The sequence below is a fragment of the Microcoleus sp. MON2_D5 genome (genome assembly GCF_036701905.1).
Taxonomy (GTDB): domain Bacteria; phylum Cyanobacteriota; class Cyanobacteriia; order Cyanobacteriales; family Microcoleaceae; genus Microcoleus.
Map to the genome: position 1 here is coordinate 42,060 of NZ_JAUBRM010000033.1, position 23,251 is coordinate 65,310.

The 23,251-nt window shown below is 46.2% G+C and carries 20 protein-coding genes; 8 read left to right on the top strand and 12 right to left on the bottom strand.

Annotated features, from left to right (window positions below):
• Positions 1-317: 317 nt before the first annotated feature.
• Entirely contained in the window at positions 318-557 is a 240-nt protein-coding gene (locus QUA47_RS14070; RefSeq protein WP_333431193.1) for a hypothetical protein, read from the bottom strand.
• A 120-nt stretch (positions 558-677) separates the two neighbouring features.
• On the bottom strand, positions 678-884 hold the full coding sequence (locus QUA47_RS14075; RefSeq protein ID WP_333282472.1) for a hypothetical protein: 207 nt from the start codon (positions 882-884) through the stop codon (positions 678-680).
• A gap of 241 nt (positions 885-1,125) precedes the next feature.
• Here QUA47_RS14075 and QUA47_RS14080 point away from each other — a divergent pair, with 241 nt between their 5' ends.
• The 4 genes from QUA47_RS14080 (at position 1,126) to QUA47_RS14095 (ending at position 4,556) form a co-directional block, all read left to right on the top strand.
• Complete coding sequence (locus tag QUA47_RS14080) at positions 1,126-1,380, top strand: hypothetical protein (protein WP_006635668.1); 255 nt, start codon at positions 1,126-1,128, stop codon at positions 1,378-1,380.
• Between the two features lie 13 nt (positions 1,381-1,393).
• Positions 1,394-2,596 (top strand): murein transglycosylase A, encoded by a 1,203-nt coding sequence (gene mltA / locus QUA47_RS14085; protein ID WP_445302513.1) that lies wholly within the window; start codon positions 1,394-1,396, stop codon positions 2,594-2,596.
• Between the two features lie 140 nt (positions 2,597-2,736).
• A complete protein-coding gene (locus tag QUA47_RS14090; RefSeq protein ID WP_333431195.1) occupies positions 2,737-3,444 on the top strand; it encodes a tetratricopeptide repeat protein in 708 nt (235 codons plus the stop codon).
• 224 nt (positions 3,445-3,668) lie between these two features.
• Positions 3,669-4,556, top strand: coding sequence for an ROK family protein (locus QUA47_RS14095; protein WP_333431196.1), 888 nt, complete (start codon positions 3,669-3,671; stop codon positions 4,554-4,556).
• A 170-nt stretch (positions 4,557-4,726) separates the two neighbouring features.
• Here QUA47_RS14095 and QUA47_RS14100 read toward each other — a convergent pair whose 3' ends face one another.
• From QUA47_RS14100 to QUA47_RS14120, 5 genes are all read right to left on the bottom strand, one after another.
• Positions 4,727-5,149 carry a hypothetical protein gene (locus QUA47_RS14100; protein WP_190658841.1) on the bottom strand — a complete coding sequence of 141 codons (423 nt, stop codon included), beginning with the start codon at positions 5,147-5,149 and terminating at the stop codon, positions 4,727-4,729.
• 479 nt (positions 5,150-5,628) lie between these two features.
• Positions 5,629-7,287 carry a CTP synthase gene (locus QUA47_RS14105; RefSeq protein WP_333218613.1) on the bottom strand — a complete coding sequence of 553 codons (1,659 nt, stop codon included), beginning with the start codon at positions 7,285-7,287 and terminating at the stop codon, positions 5,629-5,631.
• Positions 7,288-7,349: 62 nt separating this feature from the next.
• Positions 7,350-7,538, bottom strand: a complete 189-nt coding sequence (locus tag QUA47_RS14110; RefSeq protein WP_333431197.1) for a hypothetical protein — start codon at positions 7,536-7,538, stop codon at positions 7,350-7,352.
• A gap of 26 nt (positions 7,539-7,564) precedes the next feature.
• Positions 7,565-8,500, bottom strand: a complete 936-nt coding sequence (locus tag QUA47_RS14115; protein WP_333431198.1) for an Rpn family recombination-promoting nuclease/putative transposase — start codon at positions 8,498-8,500, stop codon at positions 7,565-7,567.
• A gap of 50 nt (positions 8,501-8,550) precedes the next feature.
• Positions 8,551-8,706: a hypothetical protein gene (locus QUA47_RS14120; RefSeq protein ID WP_333431199.1), complete on the bottom strand. Its 156-nt coding sequence runs from the start codon at positions 8,704-8,706 to the stop codon at positions 8,551-8,553.
• 143 nt (positions 8,707-8,849) lie between these two features.
• Here QUA47_RS14120 and QUA47_RS14125 point away from each other — a divergent pair, with 143 nt between their 5' ends.
• The 3 genes from QUA47_RS14125 to cutA all read left to right on the top strand — a co-directional run bounded on the left by QUA47_RS14125 (position 8,850) and on the right by cutA (position 13,098).
• A complete protein-coding gene (locus QUA47_RS14125) occupies positions 8,850-11,351 on the top strand; it encodes a VIT domain-containing protein (protein WP_333431200.1) in 2,502 nt (833 codons plus the stop codon).
• 253 nt (positions 11,352-11,604) lie between these two features.
• Positions 11,605-12,504, top strand: a complete 900-nt coding sequence (locus tag QUA47_RS14130; protein WP_333431201.1) for a pentapeptide repeat-containing protein — start codon at positions 11,605-11,607, stop codon at positions 12,502-12,504.
• A gap of 273 nt (positions 12,505-12,777) precedes the next feature.
• Entirely contained in the window at positions 12,778-13,098 is a 321-nt protein-coding gene (gene cutA / locus QUA47_RS14135) for a divalent-cation tolerance protein CutA (RefSeq protein ID WP_333431202.1), read from the top strand.
• A 67-nt stretch (positions 13,099-13,165) separates the two neighbouring features.
• Here cutA and QUA47_RS14140 read toward each other — a convergent pair whose 3' ends face one another.
• Positions 13,166-13,705 (bottom strand): DUF2231 domain-containing protein, encoded by a 540-nt coding sequence (locus QUA47_RS14140; RefSeq protein ID WP_333282501.1) that lies wholly within the window; start codon positions 13,703-13,705, stop codon positions 13,166-13,168.
• A gap of 50 nt (positions 13,706-13,755) precedes the next feature.
• Positions 13,756-14,034, bottom strand: coding sequence for a hypothetical protein (locus QUA47_RS14145; RefSeq protein WP_006635678.1), 279 nt, complete (start codon positions 14,032-14,034; stop codon positions 13,756-13,758).
• A gap of 211 nt (positions 14,035-14,245) precedes the next feature.
• Between QUA47_RS14145 and QUA47_RS14150 the strand changes: the two genes are divergently transcribed.
• Positions 14,246-15,478 (top strand): FAD-binding oxidoreductase, encoded by a 1,233-nt coding sequence (locus tag QUA47_RS14150; protein ID WP_333431203.1) that lies wholly within the window; start codon positions 14,246-14,248, stop codon positions 15,476-15,478.
• A gap of 24 nt (positions 15,479-15,502) precedes the next feature.
• On the opposite strand, the gene QUA47_RS14155 is transcribed toward QUA47_RS14150, so the two are convergent.
• From QUA47_RS14155 to QUA47_RS14165, 3 genes are read right to left on the bottom strand one after another with little or no spacing between them, the layout of a single operon-like run.
• The gene (locus QUA47_RS14155; RefSeq protein WP_333431204.1) at positions 15,503-16,621 is read right to left on the bottom strand and encodes an ATP-binding protein; all 1,119 of its coding nucleotides are present in this window, start codon (positions 16,619-16,621) and stop codon (positions 15,503-15,505) included.
• Positions 16,622-16,625: 4 nt separating this feature from the next.
• The gene (locus tag QUA47_RS14160) at positions 16,626-20,333 is read right to left on the bottom strand and encodes a PAS domain S-box protein (RefSeq protein ID WP_333431205.1); all 3,708 of its coding nucleotides are present in this window, start codon (positions 20,331-20,333) and stop codon (positions 16,626-16,628) included.
• 44 nt (positions 20,334-20,377) lie between these two features.
• The gene (locus QUA47_RS14165) at positions 20,378-23,203 is read right to left on the bottom strand and encodes an adenylate/guanylate cyclase domain-containing protein (protein WP_333431206.1); all 2,826 of its coding nucleotides are present in this window, start codon (positions 23,201-23,203) and stop codon (positions 20,378-20,380) included.
• Positions 23,204-23,251: the final 48 nt, after the last annotated feature.

Consider the following 23,251-nt stretch of genomic DNA (forward strand, 5'->3'; position numbering starts at 1 on the left):
CTAACCAGAAATATTGATGAGAAAAGGGTGCGGTCGATCGGTAAATCAAGACTATTTTAAGTGTTGCGGTCAAATCGTGTTCTAAAATACACAATCCCGGTATTCCGCCTGATTAATCATTGTAGAGACTTCAGCCAAAGCGTGTCCTGACTGTGGGGAACGGGTAGAATTAACCGGGTTGGATGATGAAATTTCCCGTAGCTTGCGGGGCGGGACGCCATCACCCTCCGAGGATGTGACAATCAGAGATCCAGCTATGTAGCCGCGGCGATTGAAGACACGGCATTGCCGTGTCCCTAGCGTATTTCAGCCTATTTTTAAGCTTTGCGCGATCGGCGAATGAGTACGCTAATCACTTGTCCCGGCTTTGCACCTCGCTGCGGCGGGCTCCAATCGCCGACTGGGGCAAATCCCAGTCGGTACAAGGTGTGGATGGTTTCTAACACGCCTGCGCGGGAACCGACAACCGTTATCCGCACGACTTCCTGTTCGGATACTGCTGAGTCGTCATTTGGACGCGCGGACAAGTTATCCTCAGGTACGAATTCCTGTGACATAATATGGTCTCCTGGTTTTTGGTTTTCTAGGAAAACCCAAAAACCCAGCCGCCCCGCACGTTAACACAGAGCAGGGCGGCTACAGAGAGTGTTAAAATTCTCCATTAGCCTCCATACTGCTTACTCAGTTTGGCGGTTAGCTGTCCATTGCTGTTGGTAGCAGCTTTGGGCAGTGCAACTAGATTTTTGAGCGACGCGGGCTGCCTCCTCTGCAAGCAAAGCAACCTTAATTTCACAGCGTAGCCGCATAGGGGGGCCGCCGTCAATCGATTTAAGATTTTGGATTTTAGATTTTAGATTGAGATTTTTCTCCAACAACTCTCGCACTCTCCCCTTCTCCCACTCTCCCCCTCTCCCTCCACCCAACGTACTAGATGAGGGAATGCGCCGAGGAAGGGGTAAAATATGGAATCGTTCCAAAAGCTTAAAATCAAAAATCTAAAATACAGATATGCCTAGAACACAAGTGCGAATATTCCGTGTACCTGCTGCTTGAGGGCAACCACATCAATTTTAGATTTTAGATTTTAGATTTTAGATTGTCCTCCAACAACTCTCCCTATCTCCTATGCCTAGAACTCCCAGCGAATATTCCGTGCACCTGCTGCTTGAAGGCGGCCACCGCGAAGAAATCCGTTTTTCAACGCTGCAAGATTTTCAACAGTGGTATAAAACTCTGGTTCCCAAACAAGATTCGTCAGAATTTGTTAATGTCCCGATCAAAAATATTCAAGGCGAATACATGGTAGTTCGGCCTACCAGCGTTCTCGCAATTCGCGTAGAACCGGTATTTACTTCTAGCGTCGAACGATACGATGAATAAGGAAAAGTATCAATTGAGTAGGAAAGATTGGAAATTGAGCAAGATTTTTCGCTATCAGCTATTAGCCATCGCCTGTTGCGTTTTGGCGATCGCTTTTTCGGTGCCCGCCGTTGCAGTTCCGTCGCTGCAACCAATTAGTATAAATCAATTGCAAGCTGGCGAGTCGGATGATCTCGCCTTTGACGCTCAAATCTGGGGCGAAAATGGCAAACCGGGCGATCGGGAATTGCTGTTAAAGTCGATCGACAACAGCCTCCGCTATCTCGATACATCGGCCGCCGCCACTGCTTACAGCCGCTATCCAGTCGCAGGAGTTACGCGCGATCGAGTTCGGCGTTCTCTCGATCGATTCCGCCAATTAGTTGTCAGTTCCACAACCCCTGCACAACTCCAGGAATCGGTCAAGCGCGAATTTGTATTTTACAAATCCACGGGCAAAGATGGCAAGGGAACAGTCGCATTTACAGGTTATTTCGAGCCGACTTACGCAGCATCTCGCACGCCTAATTCCGAATACCGTTATCCCCTGTACCGGATGCCGCCAAACATGGCATCTTGGCCGAAACCTCACCCGACAAGATTGCAATTAGAAGGCGAAGATGCTTTGCAGGCAAGTAAAGGATTGCTGCGGGGATTAGAATTAGTTTGGTTGCGCGATCGCTTCCAGGCATTTCTCGTGCACGTCCAAGGTTCTGCGAGATTGCAGCTAACAGATGGTAGCGTGATGACCGTCGGTTTTGCAGGCAAAACGAGTCACAGTTATACAGGAGTCGGGCGAGAATTAGTTAAAGACGGAAAGTTTACTTTAGAAGAGTTAAATTTGCCGAAACTAAGGGAATATTTCACCAACTTTCCCGGAGATATGAACAAATATTTGCCGAAAAATGAAAGCTTTGTATTCTTCCGGGATACTAATGGAGTTCCAGCCACAGGAAGCATTGGAGTGCCAGTAACTGCCGAAAGGTCGATCGCCACCGATAAAGCTTTAATGCCCCCTGGCGCACTAGCATTAATTAGTACAAAACTCCCTTACCCGAATGCGGCGGGACAACTCGAACAAAATGCGGTAAATCGCTACGTTTTGGATCAGGATACCGGCGGTGCAATCAAAGGCGCGGGGAGAGTTGACGTATTTATGGGAACGGGGGATTTAGCGGGCGATCGGGCCGGTTTTATCAACTCGACAGGAGAACTGTATTATCCGCTTTTAAAGTAGATTAATTCTACTTGATGTGATTGTTTGCTGTGCGTTGCAATCCCGGACACGGCACTGCCGTGTCCCTATAGATATTATCGCCGACAATCTCTATGTAAATTGCTATAAAATAGAAAATACCCACCCTCCCAACCGCACAAATGCTAAACAAAATTTGGCAATTCTTCAAACGACTAATTCAGCGAATATTGGGAACCAAAACCCCGCCCACCCCGCCTTCAGAAAATACCACCATCCGCCCAACCTTAACTGACGCTGAATACGAGTCGAAATTCATGGAAATTCTCGAAGGAGTGAATGTCGGTTGGAGTCGCGGGGATGTAGCGGGATTCTTAATCGCAAAACGCCTTAAAGATGGTGAATTAGCGGCTTGGTTGCGACGGTTTGGGAAAAGATTGTTAGAGGGCGAAAATGATGACACCGCTGCTACGGATGCGGTGGCATCGCTTCAGGAATTGGCGCAGCGGCTGGTATTGTTAGGTAGAATTGGCAGCGGGGAGTTGTCAGAGGTTGCGAGGCAAATTGGGCGGGAGATATTGACACGATTTCCGCTGCCGGAGGTTGAGGAGGAGGATACAAAGGGAAGGGTGATTGAGGCGGTGTTTGTTGGGGATGGTTTGGGTTTTTCTGGGGAAGTGAACCGCAGAGGCGCTGAGGGTGCGGAGGCAGAATCGGAAGTTAATGTAGATGCTGAGGCGTGGTGCGTTCGAGGGAATGAGCAGTATAATTTAGGAAGATTTGAAGAGGCGATCGCATCTTATAATCAGGCAATTGCTCTCAAACCAGACTACCAGGATGCTTTGCACAACCGAGAGGTAGCGCAACGTAAGTTAGGCGAAATTAAATAGGCGGACTCGCTTGTATCCATAATTTTTGCTAGGTATGGCGAGCGACATGATACTATTAATAATTAATGCCTGTTTTCCTGGCTAATTATCATACATTTAAAAGAGAAGTTTGAGGACTTCAGTCCTCAGTACCAACTTAATTTGTAAGGTGTGTTAGGCGCACCTACAATAGGTTTATACTATTAAAATTAGTCCCAAATTATTGCATCCAAAACCCACATCGAATGACACAAGTAATCGGCATTGACTTAGGCGGAACCGCAATTAAACTCGGCAGATTCGGCGAAGACGGCACTTGTCATCAATCCTTAACTGTTCCAACTCCTCAACCGGCAACGCCAGAAGCCGTTTTAGCTACAATGACCGATGCTATTTTACAACTGAATCCGGTCGAAAATGCTGTAAGTGCGATCGGCATCGGCACTCCAGGCCCCGCAGACGCCGCCGGCCGTATAGCCAGAGTAGCAATTAACCTCAAAAACTGGCATAACGTCCCCCTCGCTGACTGGGTGGAAGCTAAAACCGGACTGCCGACCATGTTAGCAAATGATGCCAACTGTGCCGGATTGGGAGAAGCTTGGTTGGGCGCAGGAAGGCACTTTAATGACCTAATTTTAATAACTTTAGGTACAGGAGTCGGCGGTGCAGTTATCCTAGACGGCAAACTATTTGTAGGTCCTCAAGGCGCGGCCGGAGAACTAGGATTGATTACTATAAATCCCGACGGCCCGGAATGCAACAGCGGCAATCGCGGTTCTCTAGAACAGTACGTTTCGGTGCAAGCAATTCGCCGGGAAACGGGTTTGGAACCTATAGAATTAGCAAATTTAGCTAAGTCTGGAGATGCCAAAGCTTTAGAATTTTGGCAAAATTACGGGCGATATCTGGGTATCGGTTTGGCAAGTCTCATTTATATTTTGACGCCGGAAGCTATTATTATCGGCGGTGGAATTAGTGCAGGTGCTGAATTTTTCTTGCCGCAGGTTCGAGAAGAAATTGAGCGGCGGGTTCTGCCGACTTCTCGCGAAGATTTGCAGTTATTGGTTGCTGAATTGGGCAATCAAGCAGGCATGGTAGGGGCAGCCAAATTAGCTTGGCAGCTTGTTCAATAGTTAAAATTTAAAAAAGCAGCGCATTTTACTGCGCTTTTTTCATATCTAAAATTCCGGTGCAACCTAAGCACTTTAGCTCAAAAAAAATAAAATGAATGTGAGGAGTTACTCAACATAATCTCCCTTGATTGTTCATGCTTCTAACTCATGACTAATGACTAATGACTGCTTCATGGCAGAGATTGTCCAGTCGTATTTTTAATGTATTCCTGAATTTCTTGATAAGTTTCCGGGTTGCTTTGGCGGAGGATAACAATATTAGTTGCGCTGTCAGGCAGGCAAAAGCTTAGCCGACCGTTTTGTTCGCAAGCAAAAGAGCTAATTCGACTCATATCTATCGCAAATTCTTTGCGGTCATAATGAATTTTAATCCACGATCCTTTAGAATTGCGATCGATGGTTTTTTTGAGGTAATCGAGAACTTGCTTGTAAGCCTCATAATTGCCTTGGGGATTGAGGATAATCGGCTGACTGCTATTAGGCAGCCAAAAGGTGAGACGCTTGTTATCCAGTTCGCTAGAAAAAGCACTAATAGTGTCAAGGTCAATTATGTATGTACTTTTCTCATAAGTAATTTTGCTCCAATAAGCCACAAAGCCTCCTCAAACCTGTGTTTCCTGGTATTTTAGGATAGTTTGACAACTCATACCATTTTAGATTTTAGATTTTAGATTTTAGATTGGGCATGACTGATGACTATCAGGGTTTGGAACCTGCCTAAAGTGGCATTTTTTTTTAACTGGTATCACCTTTGAAATCAAAGCTAAAAAGTTAAGTAAAAATATCAGCATTTTTACCATCTGCCTTCTGCCTTCTACCTTCTGCCTTTTGCCTTCTCCCTTCGGGTACTATCCCCCAACCCCTATGCTAGGGCTCAGGGGTGAGATTTTTCACGGGTTGAGAATGCTGCCCGATATCATGTCCGGTAAGTGCGACCCGAATCAAATCCGATTGTTGGGTTGGGCGGGTGAGAGTACGATCCATTGTCTGCCTGATTTGAATATGGTGTACTCTCACCCGCCCCTACAGACATCTAATATATCAGAACTAATCGATCGAACATGATATGAGATCAGTTTCCTGCAAGTTTCCCTGCCACCAAGTCGCGCCCCTGAGCATCTAAAAAATCCTGATTTCCCTGCACGCTCGCCGCCTCGATAAACCCCTGAAACAAGGGGTGGGGGGCGCTAGGTCGAGATTGGAATTCGGGGTGAAATTGACAGGCTATGAAAAAGGGATGGTTGGGCAATTCGATCATTTCTACCAATCGGCCGTCGGGAGATGTCCCGGAGACTGCATAACCTGATTCTAAGAAAAGATTGCGGTAGGCGTTGTTAAATTCGTACCGGTGGCGGTGCCGCTCGTAAATCACTTCTTTTTGATAAAGTTTGAAAGCGAGGGTGTCTGGGTTGACACGGCACGGATATAATCCCAGCCGCATTGTACCGCCCAAATCAACTACATCTAGCTGTTCTGGCAATAAATTAATTACCGGATTTGCGGTATCTGGGTTAAATTCAGCGCTGTTGGCATCCTCTAGTTGGGCGATGTTGCGCGCCCATTCAATCACAGCACACTGCATCCCCAAACACAATCCCAAAAAGGGTATTTTATGGTGTTTGGCATATTCGATCGCCGCTATTTTGCCGTCTACTCCCCGAACCCCAAAACCTCCGGGCACAAGAATGCCCTTGATATCTTTGAGATAACTTTCGATGTTGCCCGATTCTAAATCTTCTGAGTTAATCCAGTGCAAATTCAGGTCGCAGCCGATCGAGATTGCTGCGTGCCGCAAAGCTTCGACCACCGAAAGATAAGCATCGTTCAACCGCACGTATTTGCCCACCAAAGCAATATCAATCTTGTGGTTAGGATTGTAAAGCCGCTTGACTAAGGTTTGCCACTGAGTCAAATCGGGGCGGCGCGGTTCGAGTTGCAGCAAATTGATGCTTTGTTCCGCTAAACCTTCCTGTTCCATCATCAGCGGCACTTCGTAGATACTTTTGGCATCTTGAGCGGTGATGACACATTCTTCGGGCACGTTGCAGAATTCCGACAATTTCTGTTTCATGCCCAAAGACAGCGGGCGATCGCACCGACAGACTAAAATATCTGGTTGAATGCCGATCGACCGCAATTCCTTCACCGAATGCTGAGTCGGTTTAGTTTTCATCTCCCCAGCCGAAGGAATCCAAGGTATCAGCGTGACGTGCATATACACAACATTTTGGCGGCCGACATCCTTGCGAAACTGCCGAATTGCCTCCAAAAACGGCAAAGATTCAATATCTCCCACCGTTCCGCCGATTTCCGTAATCACGACATCGGGATTAGTATTTTTTGCTACTCGGTGAATTCGCTCTTTAATCTCGTTAGTGATGTGCGGAATCACCTGCACCGTACTCCCCTGATACTCGCCGCGGCGTTCTTTGTTGATCACCGCTTGATAAATGGAACCCGTGGTGACGCTGTTGAGGCGTGACATGGAAGTATCGGTAAAACGCTCGTAGTGCCCCAAATCCAGGTCAGTTTCCGCACCGTCTTCCGTCACGAAGACTTCTCCGTGCTGAAACGGGCTGAGAGTGCCGGGGTCAACGTTAATATAGGGGTCTAGTTTCAAAATCGAGACCGAATAGTCCCGCGACTTCAATAGGCGGCCCAAGGAAGCAGCGACAATTCCCTTGCCGATGCTGGAAACCACGCCGCCGGTCACAAACACAAATTTGCTCATAGGATTTTCGACTTTAGATCTTTCTCATTTAAGAAGGTAACACTCAACTCTAAGAGCTAAAATCAAAAATTGTCCAGCAGTGTTTGACCATTTCTCAAATACGGCTGGGGATACGACGAGTAGCCCATTTGCTCGATCGGGCGGTTTGCGGGGGTTTTGAGTTCGTAGGCCAATTTCAAAACTGTTGATTGTTCATCAGTTCGCTTTGGGCGGATACCAGTCAAGGGCGATCGATCTTTTGAGAAAACCACCTTCACCAAGACTTCTTTTCCCTTCCTCAAAAATATCTCTGTAACCGATCTGTCAAATCTGACACACTGGCCAACTCTAAGACGGCCTCTCCTAAATTCTCTAATTGCTCAGCGGATAACTGACTGATGCGAGTTTGAATCTCCGACGACAACGCCCCGACACGGCGCTCCAACAGCCGCACAACTAACTCGAACTTTCCTTGTTTGATGCCTTGTTCGATACCTTGTTCGATGCCTTGTTCTCTCCCGATTCTGGTAGCTTTGGTAATTGCACCGCGCTGGTCTTGAATAAAAATTTCTCGCCTTTCTAAATCTTCCAATTCATCAGGATCGAGATTCGCTTCATTCGCAATTGCAAAAGCCTGCCGCAGTTCCGGCACATTTCCCAACTCTTCGGGAACCGACCGTAAAATTTGAGCAGTTTTCATGAAATATATCCACTTATCTGTCAGGGTTTCTAACTCCTGTAATGTCTTGTCAAATTTGGGCAACTCAACAAACACAAGTTCAAATTCATCAGCTAGATAGTCGGTTAAAAAAGTTTTTTCTTTGAAAACAAAGCGCGAAATCACTGTTTCCAAATGCTCAAACATTTGAAAATCGGTAATCGTCCGAGCAATCACAGGGTTTAACAAGCTGTAACGGCTTCCTGTGGTTAGTTGCATTGAATAAGCTTTAGTGGCATTGTATAAAATCCGCTTCTCGAAGGACTCTACATTCAATACTTGCATTTCAATAATGACCGTTTTGTTACCATCAATCTTAGCTTTGACATCCAAGTAAGTATCTTTGACTCCTTTGATTTTGGGAGCTAAATAGGGATCGATAATTTCTAAATCTTCGATGACTGGCTGTGCTTCGTAGAGCATGGCATTCAAAAAACTAATCAAAATGTCTTTGCTCTCAGCAGATCCGAATATTTTTTTAAAGGCAAAGTCGGTTTTGGGGTTAATAAAATTCATGGCAATTTCAATTTATTAGAGCTTGAGAGGTTGAGGTTAGAGTTATTTAATTATTTAACTATCATACAATCTTCTAGGTTGGGTTCGCCGACGATCGCCCCAACCGACCTCACCCAAATACGGATCGAGCGGCCGACAGCAGTCGCCCTGAGCAATCCTGGCTTCGACAAAAGTTCCAGCGCCCAGTCCGCCCCTAGGCGAGTCAATCTAAAATCTAAAATAAAATCTAAAATCTAAAATCAGCCCTACGCGCTCAGTCATTTTTCCCAGAAAGCTAACTCAGGAACGTTTCGCGAAGCGTAAAGTCATGGTAAACAAAGCACCTCAAGTCTGCTAAAAAAAAACAGCTATGAAGTTTGTCTGCGTTCTCTCCCCTCAACGGTTGCTTTCTGCTGGTATCGCATTGCTCGCAGCCATCGAGTGTGGCGCGTGGCTCGCTCCAAATACGGCGCGGGCAAAAGCTCCTGGGGAAAATTATTCGTCTGTGTCGCCGAAAATCCTCGCTAGTAACGATGTTAATTGCAATGGGTCGCGAGCTGCACAAAATCGGTGTCCAGTCGGCGGTTTGTTCGTCAAAACTCCAAATACGACCTCAGAACAAGTCTTTCCTCTCAAGCAGACTGAAGTTAAAGCCAAAATAGCTGGCAATATCTCCCGCGTCGAAGTTGTTCAGAAGTTTGAAAATCCTTTTCCTGAATCTATAGAAGCTGTTTATATATTTCCTTTGCCCGACGAAGCGGCGGTGGACGATATGGAAATTAAAATAGGCTCACGCACTATTAAAGCTGATATCAAACTGCGCGAGGAAGCTTTGGAAATTTACGAACAAGCCAGAAAGCAAGGCCGGAGTGCGGGTTTGTTGGAACAAGAACGATCCAATATTTTTACTCAGTCTCTCGCTAATATCAAACCGGGAGAAAAAATTGAAGTTACGATTCGCTACACGGAAAGTCTCAAGTTTGCCGGCGGCGATTATGAATTTGTGTTTCCAATGGTGGTAGGGCCGCGCTATATTTCGGGAAATACGATCCCCCCCTTAGCAAGGAGGGGCGATAGTTCTGGTGCCGATCGCATTAACCCGCCTGTTTTGCCTCCGGGAACACGATCGGGTCACAATATCGCTGTTTCGGTAGAAATAGATGCCGGAGTTGCGATCGGCGATGTCCGCTCTACTTCGCATCAAATTACAACTGACCGCAGCGGCAATATTGTACAAGTCCAATTAGCCAATTCTGACACAATTCCCAATAAAGATTTAATTCTGCGCTATCGGGTGGCGGGCGAAAATACTCGGGCAACTATTTTGACTCAATCCGACAAGCGGGGCGGTCATTTTGCTACTTATTTGATTCCGGCATTAAACTACAAAACTAATGAAATTGTACCCAAAGATGTCGTGTTTCTGATGGATACTTCCGGTTCTCAGCAGGGCGAACCGCTGGCAAAATCAAAGGAGTTGATGCGCCGCTTCATTCAAGGGCTGAATCCCAACGATACTTTTACTATTATTGATTTTGCCAATACTGCGACAGCGCTTTCAACAACTCCTTTAGCAAATACTCCAGAAAATCGGCAAAAAGCAATTAATTATATCGAAAAGTTGCAGGCTAACGGTGGCAGTGAATTGCTTAACGGCATTCAAGCAGTGATGAATTTTCCGGCTCCGGCAACGGGAAGGCTGCGGAGTATTGTATTAATTACTGACGGTTACATTGGTAATGAAAATGAAGTGCTAGGGCGGGTTCAACAGAGTCTGAAACCGGGAAATCGACTTTATAGTTTTGGGGTCGGCGGTTCGGTGAATCGGTTTTTGATTAACCGTTTGGCGGAAGTGGGAAGAGGCACTTCTCAGGTAATTCGTCAAGATGAACCGTCGGCAGAAGCGGCAGAAAAGTTTTTTCGTGAAATTAATAGTCCGGTATTGACTAATATTCAAATTAGTTGGGAAGGAATGGGGGAAAAACCGCAGATTTATCCGATCGCACCCCCAGACTTGTTTGCCAGTGGGCCGCTGGTTTTGTTTGGCAAAAAGACAGATCGAACTAACGGCCAACTTCGCATTCGCGGCACTCTTGCAGGTGGCAAAGCTTACGAGCAAGTTTTACCTGTTAATTTTGCTCCATCCGGCGGGCGGCAGCGGGAGTCAACTTCAGTCGCAGCAGGCGCTACGGATTTTGGCAATCCGGCGGTAGCTCAACTTTGGGGGCGATCGCGCATTAAAGATTTAATGAATCAAATGTTTGGTGGTGAGACTAAATCTCTGGTGGAAGCTGTGACTAATACTGCTCTGACTTATCGGTTGCTGTCGGAATACACAGCTTTTGTGGCTGTGAGCGAAGAAGTGCGAGTCGAAGCAGATGGAACTCGTCGTCGAGTGCAAGTGCCTGTGGAATTGCCGCAGGGTGTCAGCTATGAAGGTATTTTCCAGTGGGAGGGGGCAGAGCCAACTAGGGGCGGCACTCGCAGCGTTACCTCGAATCGCAACTCGGCACCCGTGAGTCCAGCTCCTGCTATGCCGCGGCAGCCCGGTTACGGTCAGTTGCAACCCTCGCAGCCAAAGGTTTCTCGCCTCCAAGTAGTTAGCGCCGAAGGGTTAGATGCCGGGGCACTCGCCGCTTTGACTCAATACCTGCAATCTGTTAATCTCCCGGCGGGGGTTAGGGGTGAAACGGTGTGGGAGTTATCGGTACAAGAAGGCCGCGTTGCCCGAGTGGCGATCGACCCTCAAACCTCGACGATGCAAGCAACAGACGCCGTAGAGAGTCTCAAGAGTGTCTTGAGTTCCTGGCAACCTCCCGCAGGATTCAAGGGCACGCTGCGCCTGAAGTTGCGAATAACGGTCGATCGTTAAGCAAGGACTATCTATGTCACAAAACATTAACTTTTAATTCAAAAATACCGAAAGGGCGATCGCTACCGCGTGGAACATATAAAATCTTTATTAAGAGATTGCCTTTAAACAGGAAGTCATGTTAATGAAATTTATACCGTTTGAGGCAAACGCTAAAACAGTTTCCTTTCTGAAACAGTTTCCTTTCTGAAACAACCTTAACAGTAAAGATTTCTGGATCGAAACCCCCCAATCATAGAAGGTATGATGCCCTATGGAAGTTAGTGAACTGCTAAACAATTACGAAAAAGGAGAAAGAGACTTTACTGGAGCCGACCTCAGCGGGAAAAACCTCAGCGGAGCAATCTTAATCGGAGTCAACCTTTCGCGAGCTAATCTTTCCGGGGCGAACCTCAGCAGGGCGTTTCTCACCAAAGCAGCACTCAAAGGTGCACTGCTGCACAGAACAAATCTGAGTTTTGCCAAAATGGGTGAAACCCAGCTCTCAGGTGCAGATTTGACAAAAGCTAATTTGAGTGGAGCTTTTTTGGTAAAAGCAAAATTGCCGAGAGCAAAGTTAAGTGGCGCAACTTTAACTGGTGCCAACCTGCGCGGTGCTGTGTTGTGGAATGCCAATTTGTGCAGCGCCGACTTGCAATTAGTTAACTTGCTGGGCGCGAATCTGATGGCAGCTAATTTTAAGTGGGCCAACCTTTACGGTGCAAAGCTCAATAGTGCAAAACTTTTTGGAGCTCAATTAACCGGAGTCAGTTTGCGGCGAGCGCACTTGACAGGGGTGAATCTGTGCGGTGCAGATTTGAGCGGTGTCAACGTGAGTGAAGCTAAACTAATGGGAGCTAATTTGGAAGGCTCGAATTTGGCGGGGGCGAATTTCAGCGCGGCTCAGTTGCCTGGGGTGAAGTTGGCGGGTGCAAACTTAACCGGGGCTAAGTTGAGGGGAAGTTGTTTGAGAGGAGCAAATCTGAATTGGGCAAAGCTGTGTCAAGCAGATTTGATGTCAGCAGATTTGAGCGAGGCGACGTTAATAGGAGCTAATTTAGATAATGCTTTGTTGGCGGGAGCTATTTTGCCGGAATCTACTAGGCGCTATTTTTCTTTAGCTGGGGCTGGCAGAGTCAATTCTTGGGAAGTTAGGGAAATTAAAAATGGGTAATGGGAAAGGGGGAATTTGGAAGTGCGGAATTGGTAATTGCGTATCTGAATTGGATTTTTGGGCGGGCATCCCGCCCAACCCCTACTCCCCACAATAATTTCTTCCAACTTGACTGTAAAATTTAGATGCGACACGCTCGATTAAATCCGGTAACTAGAATTATTAAAAGTGGTAGATATCCGCGCCTGACAAGGCATTGCCCTGTAGCTACAAAGAATTACGCTCAAGGTTTTCTGTTGAAATCAATTCTTTAATCTCAAATCTAAAATCGCTATGACTGTTAATTTTGGGGTGGTGCTGGTAACTGCGGCATCGGAGGCGGAGGCGGAGAATCTCGCTAAATCTTTAGTTGAACACAAGCTGGCTGCTTGTGTGAGTTTATCGCCAATTCGCTCTATTTATACTTGGCAAGGCGAGATTCATGCCGAGTCAGAGTGGCAGTTGGTGATTAAAACTGATATGGCTAAATTTGAGGCTTTAAAAACAAAAGTTCAGGAACTCCATTCCTATGAAGTTCCCGAAATTATTGCTCTTCCTATTATCGCTGGCAGCGATGCTTATCTCAATTGGCTGGGAAAATCTTTAAGTTTGTAGTCAAGACTTTAGTCCTAAAGTGTCAAATGAAGAGGGACGGAAGTCCCTACTACAAATGGTCAGAAACCTAGGAATTATGACTGGTAGGGCCGATGACGCCGATTTTATGGCGAAAACTTAGTTCGCCGCCGAACCAGCCTGTAATGCCCAGCAAAGCTGCAACGACGATCGATATTGCTAAACCTGTATATACGATCGGCTCAGCCGGATTTCCTTGTCGCAACACCAGGTTAATCAGGGTAAGTACCATAACCGCCACATTGCCGCCCATGTGCAACCAACCGGCACTGCGCTCGCGCACTCTTTTAACTTTGAAAAAATCTAAAAAGCCCGTGATTGCGGCCAAAATCCCCGCAGCAAAACCGACACCCATCAGCCAAACCGAAGCTCTCGCCCAAAACGGATCGCTTGTCAGCCAATAACCTATGTCGGTGCCGGCGGCTCCTACTAAAAAGGCTACCGGAAAGATGACGATGATGGGGTGGATGGGATGGCCTGCAACTGAAAGCGTACTCGTAATGCCGGCGTCGCGATACTCTGTATCGAGACTTTCGAGAATCGGCGGAAGATTGGGATAGGGCGTACTATTTCTGGGATTTGTTTCCATGATTTCTACGATAACTTTTGTACAACAAAGCCGTTTTTATTCGATTGAACTTAATCCCAAATCCGCTCGCCATTTTCGTCAACGCGGGCCTGGCGAATTACGTCGGAAATTTCATCGGCGTCTTTGACGTGGTGCAGGGCTTTCTTTTCCCCATCGGCTTCTTCTACCATCACATAAGTTGGAACTGTAACAACATCGCCCGTGATGTCGGGCACGTGGTCTACCGCCAGTTGCTGGGCTTTTTCTTCGAGGGTTTGCGGTTCGTCGGAAATGCGATCGCCCGGATTGACCGTGCGCTCCATATCTTTGCCTGGTTTGTCGATACTCATAAAAACCTCTCTGGTATTTCTAATTTTTTGCTGACTCTAATTCCTACTATTGAACGAAAAATCTCCCTGCACAAACATCTCCCGAGGGGTGGAACTTTTAGTTATGGCGATCGCAGGCAGCCTCTTCCTGTAGGTAGAGGTTTTTCGATTGGTTCCGAAAAAACCTAAGCTAAAATCTAAGCATGATATTTTCCTTCCCTTTGAGTTTCCCATGAAAAGTTACGATTGGATTGTTGTCGGCGGTGGCATTACGGGTGCATCACTGAGTTACGAACTGGCCAAAAAAGGTTTTGCTGTGCTGCTTTTGGAACGAGATGCTACCCTGCAAAATGCTACTCGTTTTAGTTACGGCGGCTTGGCTTATTGGTCGGGAACGACTGATTTAACTCGGCAATTGTGTCGGGAAGGTATCGAACGCCACCGCCATTTATCGGCGGAATTAGATGCTGATACTGAGTTTCGCGAGTTGGATTTGTTGCTGACAATTGATGCGGGCAATGATGCCGAAAAAGTGGCGTCTAATTACGCGCATTTTGCGATTGTTCCGCAGCTTTTGAGCGTTGCAGAAGCTGGCGAGTTGGAACCTTTGCTAAATAAAAGTGCGATCGCCGGATCTCTGACTGTGCGTCACGGTCACATTTCGCCGACAGCCACAAATAAAGCTTATTGTCAAGGGTTTCTGCGGTTGGGAGGAACGATAGAATTTGCTGAAGTAATTGGGTTTATAGAAGAGGGAAATCGGATTTCGGGAGTCAAGACGGCGCAGGGAATTTATCGTTGTGAAAATACTGTGGTTTGTGCTGGAGGTTGGAGTCGGAGTTTGCTGAAAGCCGCTGGTGTTTCTGTGGGAGTTTATTTTACTCGCACGGAGATTTTGGAAACTGCACCTGTGGATTTGAAACTCAGGACTTTGGTGATGCCTGCGGTATTAAAACGTTTTGAATTGGAAGCTGAATCGAGTAGAATTGAGGTGGATTTTCTTTGGGATGAACCGGGTAAAGAGTTACAGTCGCCGATTTTAGATTCGGGTGCAATTGGGTTTAAGGATGGGAGTTTGCGGATCGGGCAATTGTCGCGCACTTTGAGCGATTTGAATGCTAAAGTCGATCGCGAAACCAGCGAAACGGCAATTCGTGCAGGAATTGGCAAGGTTTTGCCCGATTTGGCAGGTTTACCCGCAACTTGGCACGAGTGTATTGTGGCATTTAGCGCTGATAATTTGCCTGTAGTGGGCCCGATTGCCGATCGCCCTGGATTGCACGTTTTTTCTGGTCTCAGCAATCCTTTGGTGATTGTACCTGCTTTGGCTGAGCGATTTGCGAATGCGGCGGGGGGAGAAGAAGAGAGGGCGATCGAGCTTTTATCTCCCCATCGATTTATCGCAGAAGGAAGTTCGGCAACGGATTCTGTAACGGATGTAACGGATGTCAGGAAGAAGGAATAAGGAAGAAGGAAGAAGGATAGATGACTACTGACTACTAACTAAAAAAGGCAGCGCGACAATAAATGTAGTACCTTTGCCGATCGCACTTTCCACACTTATTGTACCGCCGTGCAGGTCAACTATGTGTTTGACAATGCAGAGTCCCAAACCCGATCCTTTAATCTTGCCTACATTAGCACCCCGTTCAAACTGCTGAAATAGTTTTCCTTGATATTCTGGTGTCATTCCAATTCCCTCATCTCGAACGCACAAAATTATTTGTTGGTTTTCGCAGCTTAAGTCTAAACTGACCTTGCCGCCGTTTGGAGAATATTTAATGGCGTTTGAAAGCAAATTAGTCAGAAGGTGGTGCAGTAGTTTTGCATCGAGATTGGCGTACAGCGGATTTGTGTGACTGCGGAAATGTACTAGGTGTTTTTCGGTGACGATAGGTTGCAGTTCTTCTAAAATAGAATTGCATAAATCCGTCGCATTGATAGGATTTAAATTTAAGGAAATTTTCCCGGATTCTGCTTTGCTAAGCATTAAAATATCTTCCAGCAGCCCGCTCATATTACTGACCGCTCTTTTAATCCGATCGACATTTTTATTGGTAGTTCCGAGGGTTCTCTGCAGTTCGCTATCTTCTAGCATTTCAGCAGATAACTGTATGGTAGTTAAAGGAGTGTTTAAATCGTGGTAAGCCATTGAAATAAAGCGCGATCTATTTTCGCTTTTTTCGGCGGCTAACGCCATTATTTTTTTCAGACTAACTGCTTCTTGATGTTTGCTGAGTGCTATCTTGATAGTAGCGTGCATTTCTCTTTCTTTAAAAGGTTTGAGCAGGTAGCCGTAAGAACCAGTATTTTCGGCTCGCTGCAAAGTTTCGTCGTCAGCATAGGCAGTTGTATAGATAATTGGTATATCTAATTCTTGATTAATTATTGCTGCTGTTTCTATACCGTCAATGTCGCCTTTAATAACTATATCCATTAAAATTAAATCGGGTCTTAGTTCGCGGGCGCGTTGGATTGCATCCGCTCCTGAAGAAACGATATCGGCGATTTGATATCCCAATTTTTCTAATTTAGGAGATAAATTTTTAGCAATTAACAGTTCGTCTTCGACAATCAAAATATTAATTGGTTTTTCGGCATAACTCATATTTTTACAATCTTTGAAAGTAGTTTAACTCGTTAAATTTTAAGTGAAAGGATGTACCAACTTCTCTGGATATTTCGATAGTTCCTTCTAACTGCTCGGTTAAAGTGCAGACAACTTGAAACCCCATCGAGTGAGTTTTACGAAAATCTAAATTTTGAGGAAAGCCAATGCCGTTGTCCTTAACTAAGAGGTTGATTTCTCGATCGCCCGTTTGATAGCATTCTACACTAACTGTACCAGTTGTGCCATCAGGAAAAGCGTGTTTCAGGGTATTTGAAACCAATTCATTGGCAATTAAACCGCAGGGAGTAGCGGTTTCAAGATTTAGGGAAATTGACTCAGCTAATACCTGCAACTGAATTCGGTTGTTGCTAATATTGTAAGAGTGAAACAAGTTACTTACCAAATCTTCGAGATATTCGCCAAAATTAATTTGCGCTAGGTTAGTCGAGCGGTACAGTTTTTCGTGTATCAGAGCCATAGAATAAAGGCGATTCTGACTTTCTTCAAACATTTTGCTGACTTGCGGGTCGGAAACTGTATTCGATTGCAATTCTAACAGGCTGGCAACTACGCAGAGGTTGTTTTTGACACGGTGGTGAATTTCTTTGAGCAAAATTTCTTTTTCTTTGAGGGAGTTTTTCAAATTTGCTTCCGCTTGTTTGCGATCGCTCAGTTCAGCTTGCAGTTGCTGGTAAAGTAGAGATTGCTGAATCGCGATCGCCAATTGATTCACCAACTGCTGAAATAAATTGATTTCCCATTCTTGCCAATCACGAGGGCGATCGCATTGGTGGGCGATCAGCAATCCCCAAACTTGGCTGTGCTGAATAATCGGCACTACTAACTTTGCCCTAACTTGAATTTGTTTCATAAACTCCACCACACAAGGTGTAATGCAGGGGTCATCTAGTTCGGAGATCGCAGAAATTCGCCCTTGCAAATAAAGCTGATAACTTTGGGCCGGAAAAACCTCTTCGCCAAAATATCTATCCACGAGTTGGCTGCATCCTTCTGCCACGGCTTCAGCAATGACTCGCCCGCCCCTTTTGGGTAAAAGTTGATAAACCAAAACTCGATCGGCTAATAATACTTGCTGGAGTTCCGCAACCGTGGTGTTGAGAATTTCCTCTAATTGCAAAGACTGGCGGACACGACGGGCGATCGCCTCCACAAGCCGTTCTTGCTCGAACTGCTGCCCCCTAGCGAGTTCGGCGTATTTAGAATTGCTGATATCAGCGGCATAACCAATAATTTCGATCGGAATGCCCCTGCTGTCAACCAATAGTTTTAGTTCCGTCCTTAGCCAGCGGTATATTCCGTCTTGGTGTAGAAAACGATAGTCGCAAATACAATTTTTTTCCTCGGACAAATCAGAAAAATTTACTAGAAATTGTGGCCGATCTTCAGGGTGAATCCTGCTCGACCAAAATTTACAATCTGCTAACAATTCTTGGGGCTCGTAGCCAACGATTGTCTGAACGTTGTCGCTGATGTAAGTAGTACAAAAGTCTCCCATCGGTGCGGCTGTAAAAATTACCGCCGGATTAGAACCCAGCAAAAATTGCAGGCGTTCTTTTAACTGCTGAAATTCCATTTCTGCTCGCTTACGATAACTGATATCTTCGATCGCCCCCATGCTGTAGAGAGGAATGCCCTCGCGATCGCGGATCAGCGTCACCGTCAAGTTTGCCCACATCAGCTCGCCATTCTTCTTAATCAAGCGTTTTTCCCTTTGGGAGCGAGAAATATGGCCCTCGACTAACTGCTTGACTTGCTCCACATCTCCTTGTAAATCTTCTGGATGCGTCAGTTCAGTAAAAGTCATGGTAGCCAACTCCGAATCGCTGTAGCCCAACATCTGGCGGTGAGCTTCATTCACTTTGATCGTGCGGTAGTCGCGCACGCTTGCCAAACCAAGCGCGATCGGAGCATCGTCAAATAAGTTGCGAAACTTTTCTTCGCTCTTTTGCAGTGCAGCTTCTGCCTGTTTGCGAGCGGTAATGTCTCGGGCGACCCACATCACTCGATCGAACTCCAGCGGCGAAATACTGGCATCAAACCAAAATAACTTGCAGCCAATTTCCATCCTGTATTCAACTCTGTGAGTTTGCCCAGATGCCAATGTTTGGCGAATGTGGGCTAGGGCAAAATTAGCTTCCGCTTCTGGGAAGATTTCCGCGAGGGTTTTGCCCAGCACTTCAGGAGCCGGTTTGTACAGCAGTTCGGGAGCCGTGGGGGCGATTTTGAGGTAGCGGCCGCTTGCGTCGAAAACCAGCACGATATCCGTCATGGCGTTAAACAGCGCCACCAGTTCGGCTTCGGAGTTTTGAAGTTTTTCTTCGGTCAATTTGCGATCGGTAATGTCGGTGTCAGTGCCCGTCAGGTGTAATGCCTTGCCAGAAGCCGATCGGATCGCGCTGCCGCGGGCAAGTATCCAGCAGGTGCTGCCGTCTTTACGCAGCATCCGGTGTTCTACTTCATAAATTTCTGTCACACCCTCTAGATAAGCCTTTACTGCTTCCTCGACTGCAACTCGATCGTCGGGATGAACGTGAGACACCCAATTTTCCATGCGGTTGGGAATCTCTGCGTCCTGATAGCCCAACAAAGCTTTCAAAGACGGAGCAATGTAGATTTCGTCGGTTTCCAAATTCCAGTCCCAAACCCCCACTTTGCCGGCCGATACTGCCATTTCGTACCATTGTGTCCGCTGCTGCACTCTCCGTTCTAACTCTGCATTGAGCTGCTGCAAAGCGATTTCTGCTTGTTTGCGATCCGTGACATCCCGGCCTGCAGCTTGATACTCGACGATTTGTCCGCTCTCGTCGAATATCGCCCGATCGATCCACTGCTGCCAGCGAATTTCCCCGCTGGGCAAAATTACTCGGTGTTCGCAGGTAAAAATAGGGTTGTCGGGAGACACAGAAGTATATTGCTGTTGAAAAATTTCTCGGTCTGCTTCTGGCAGCAGGGACAGGAAGCATTTGCCGAGCAAGTCCAACGGCTGCACGCCGAAATAACGGCAGTAAGCTTGATTGACAAAAGTTATTTTACCGTCTGGGAGGTAGCGGCAAATCAGTTCGGTTTGGTCTTCCACAATCGCCAGGTAGCGCGCCTCGCTCTGCTGGGCACTTTCGGCATTTTGGCGATCGCTGACTCGTGTTTCTAGTTCACAATTACCGTCTAACAGTTCAGATTGTTCCTGAAGTTTTGCAGCTTCTTGGTGGCGTGCCTCCATCCAGCTATACATTGCTGGCCGAATCGTTTTTTCGCTGACTAAACCTACGAGCTGACCCCGTTCATCTACAATTGGCAAGCAATCGAGCGAGTATTGACAAAATAGCTTAAATGCGGTAATAAGATCTATAAATTCTGATTCTTTTAAGACAATTAAATTCCGCGTCATTGCGTCGGCAACTTTCATGCCTTGCCATCCGTATTCGGAGGCGGCTAAGTTCACGACATCTTCCGGGCTTAGCAGTCCGACTAGCTGATTTTCATCGACAACTAAGACGCAACTAATAGATGCTTTTACAGTTTCGTTTGAGTCGGGAAATGCAGGTGAATTAGGCAGTGGGCAAGGGTTGCTCGTCCGCCGCATCAGGGCGATCGCCTCTGCGAGTGAAGTCGAGGACCCAACCGTAGCAGGGTGGCGATCGACAGCTTCGTCGGGCGATCGTAAATTTGCCAACAAATTAGCAAGTTCCATTAGTCTTGGTCACAAAGTATTGCTAATTAACTTTAGCAACACTTTTAGTCATCAGCCAGATGACTGATGACTGATGAGCTGCCTGATTTTCGACCCAGGAGAATATAAGTTTTCATTCCCCCTTTGCCTTTAACTTCAATCATTCCTCGCTCCTGAAACAAATATTTATTTTCCAACAATTTATAAGTAGTTTCGCTCACTTGAATCCGCCAAGGCAAACCCTGAGATTCCATGCGGGAAGCAATATTTACCGTGTCGCCCCATAAATCGTAAATAAACTTCTTTATACCAATTACTCCGGCAACAACCGGGCCGCTGTGAATGCCGATGCGGATGCTAAAATATTTATTATTGTTAGCATTAAATCTGGCTATTTCTGCTTGCATATCTAGGGCTATTTTGGCGATCGCATCTGCGTGGTCTTCCCTGGGTTCAGGCAGTCCTCCTACTGCCATGTATGCGTCGCCGATGGTCTTAATTTTCTCTAAACCGTGCCGTTCGCACAAAAGGTCGAATCCTGAGAAAATCTTATTTAGGAGATCCACGAGTTCGATCGGATTCATGACGGCAGACAAAGCAGTAAACCCCACAATGTCGGCGAACAAAACAGTCACTTGCGGAAAGTATTCGGCAATAGTAGTTTCGTTTTGCTTGAGGCGTTCTGCTATTGCTTTGGGCAAGATATTTAACAGCAGCTTTTCGGATTTTTCTTGCTCTTCTCGCAGGGCATATTCTGCTTGCTTGCGTTCCGTAATGTCGTGGTAACTCCAGACTCGGCCGATAATTGTATCTCCCAGCCGCTGCGGTTGTGAATAGCGTTCAAAAAATCTGCCGTCTTGAAATTCCAACAAGTCGTAACTTTCGGCTTCTGGCTGCTCGTCAAGCGATTGTATTCTGTCTTGAAATGCTTGGGGGTCTTTGAGTTGGTTCAGGACAAAGGCGATCGTTGTGGCGTCGTCTCGCAGTGCCATCACTTCATTAGGTATGCCCCACATTTCCACAAATTCTCGATTGAAAGTGACAATTTTTCCGCTCCTGTCAGTAGCTAAAATACCGTCAGCAGTAGAATCAAAAGTTGCTTGCAGCAGGGATACAGATTTTGCTAGGGCCTCTTCGGCCATTTTTCGAGCAGTAATGTCTCGCAAAATAGCGCGAATCGCTACTAGCGAACCTGCCGCAAATTTACAGCTTATGCTGCCTTCCAGCAAAATTTTTTTATTTTCTTTAGTGATAAATATTATTTCAATGGAGGGTGGATACAATGTACTTTCATTTAGGTTTTTTTCGGTAATAGCTTGAGACAATATATCCAGAGACTCTGGGGAACTGTTCGGATGAATGATATCAAAAACAGTCATTTGAGCAATTTCTGCTTCGGTGTAGCCCAGAGTTTCCCGCCAAGCCCGATTGACATACAAAAAATGACCGTCTGCTCCAATACTTTGAATTAAGTCAGTAGCATTTTCAAATAAGTCTCGGAGTTGTTCTTCGCTTTCCCGCAAAGCTATTTCCGCTTGTTTGCGCTTGATAAATTGACCGAGTTGGCTGCCGATGGTTGCCATTATCTGGAGCAATTCTTCATCAAAACACTGCACTTCGCGGCTGAAAAAAATCATCACCCCCAACACAGACTTTGCAGAATTTTCCGGGTCGTAGTCGCCCAAAATTGGAAAACCCAAAGCTCCGTGCAGTCCTTCTTCAGCAGCGATTTCGCGGCGCATACAACTGTCGCTTTTTGTGACATCGGCAATCCACTGAGAGCAACCGCTCGCCCAAACGAAACCGGGCAATCCTTCGCCAAACGCACAAGTCATTTGTTCGGTAAATTCGGCAAATTTGGGGATAGAAACTGAGCGTTTTGTCCAACTGGCGACGCAGCGAAGCAAATTGGGGTCGGAAACCGCAGTTATTCTCTTAGTTTCTGACAGCAGTTTTTCCCCAGATTCTGGCATCCAAAGTTCGGCAGTATCCCATCCCAAGCTGTCGCAAATTACGGGGAGAATTGCTGCTATAGCTTTTTTGATTGTTTCGGATGCCGACAGGATGCGAGTGGTGACGTACTGAGTTATTTGTCGCTTGCGGGCGCGCTGTCTATCTGTGACATCGCGGCCGATGTAAACGAAATCTTGAAGGGCGGGCCCAGACCCAGAAACGCCTTTAATGTCAGTCGAAATCGCCGTACAGGAAAACGAAACTGTTAGCTTTTCTCCGCTTTTTCCTCGGCAAATTACTTCGGTGTGAGTTTGAGATTGTTGACTATCTTCTTGACTGATTCCTTGCAAAGAGGAGCCAACAGCAGCAAGAGTGTCTATTTGCTGGCCTACTAATTCTGATTCGCTGTAACCGAACAAATCTTGAGCCGCTTGATTGACTTTTTTAATCTTTCCCGAGGCTGTTGTTACCAACAAAACTTCAGCCATTGAAGTAATAATTTTTTCAACATAATTATTAGTAGCCGCTAAGGTACTCAATAAAATATCCATTTCATTGGTAGCTTGCACTAGAGTTTGTTCTAAAGCCATTCTGTCGCTTACGTCTTGAAAAAATATAATTAATCTCTGATAATTTTCGTCATTGGTGAACTCGACGATATACATATCAAAATAAAGCCGCGATCCATTTTCTAATAGCCTCGTGATTGCTTTTAATTCAAAGTGTGGCAAACGTCTTTCAAAAATATCGATTAAAATTTCTTCAGTTCCCACTAATTCGGGAAAGGGAATGCGGACATCGTTGCCGGCGACTACTTCCTCGGGACAGTCGCCAAACCGCTGCACTTTGATAGAGGTTTCTTGGATTAAAAAGTCTTTATCCAGTGCTAGGTACTCCAAGTGGGGGGGGACTAACAGCTTTTTTAACAGGGTTTCCATGTTGAATTTTTAGTAGTGAATGCGCCCTCTGTAGCGCACTATCTAAAA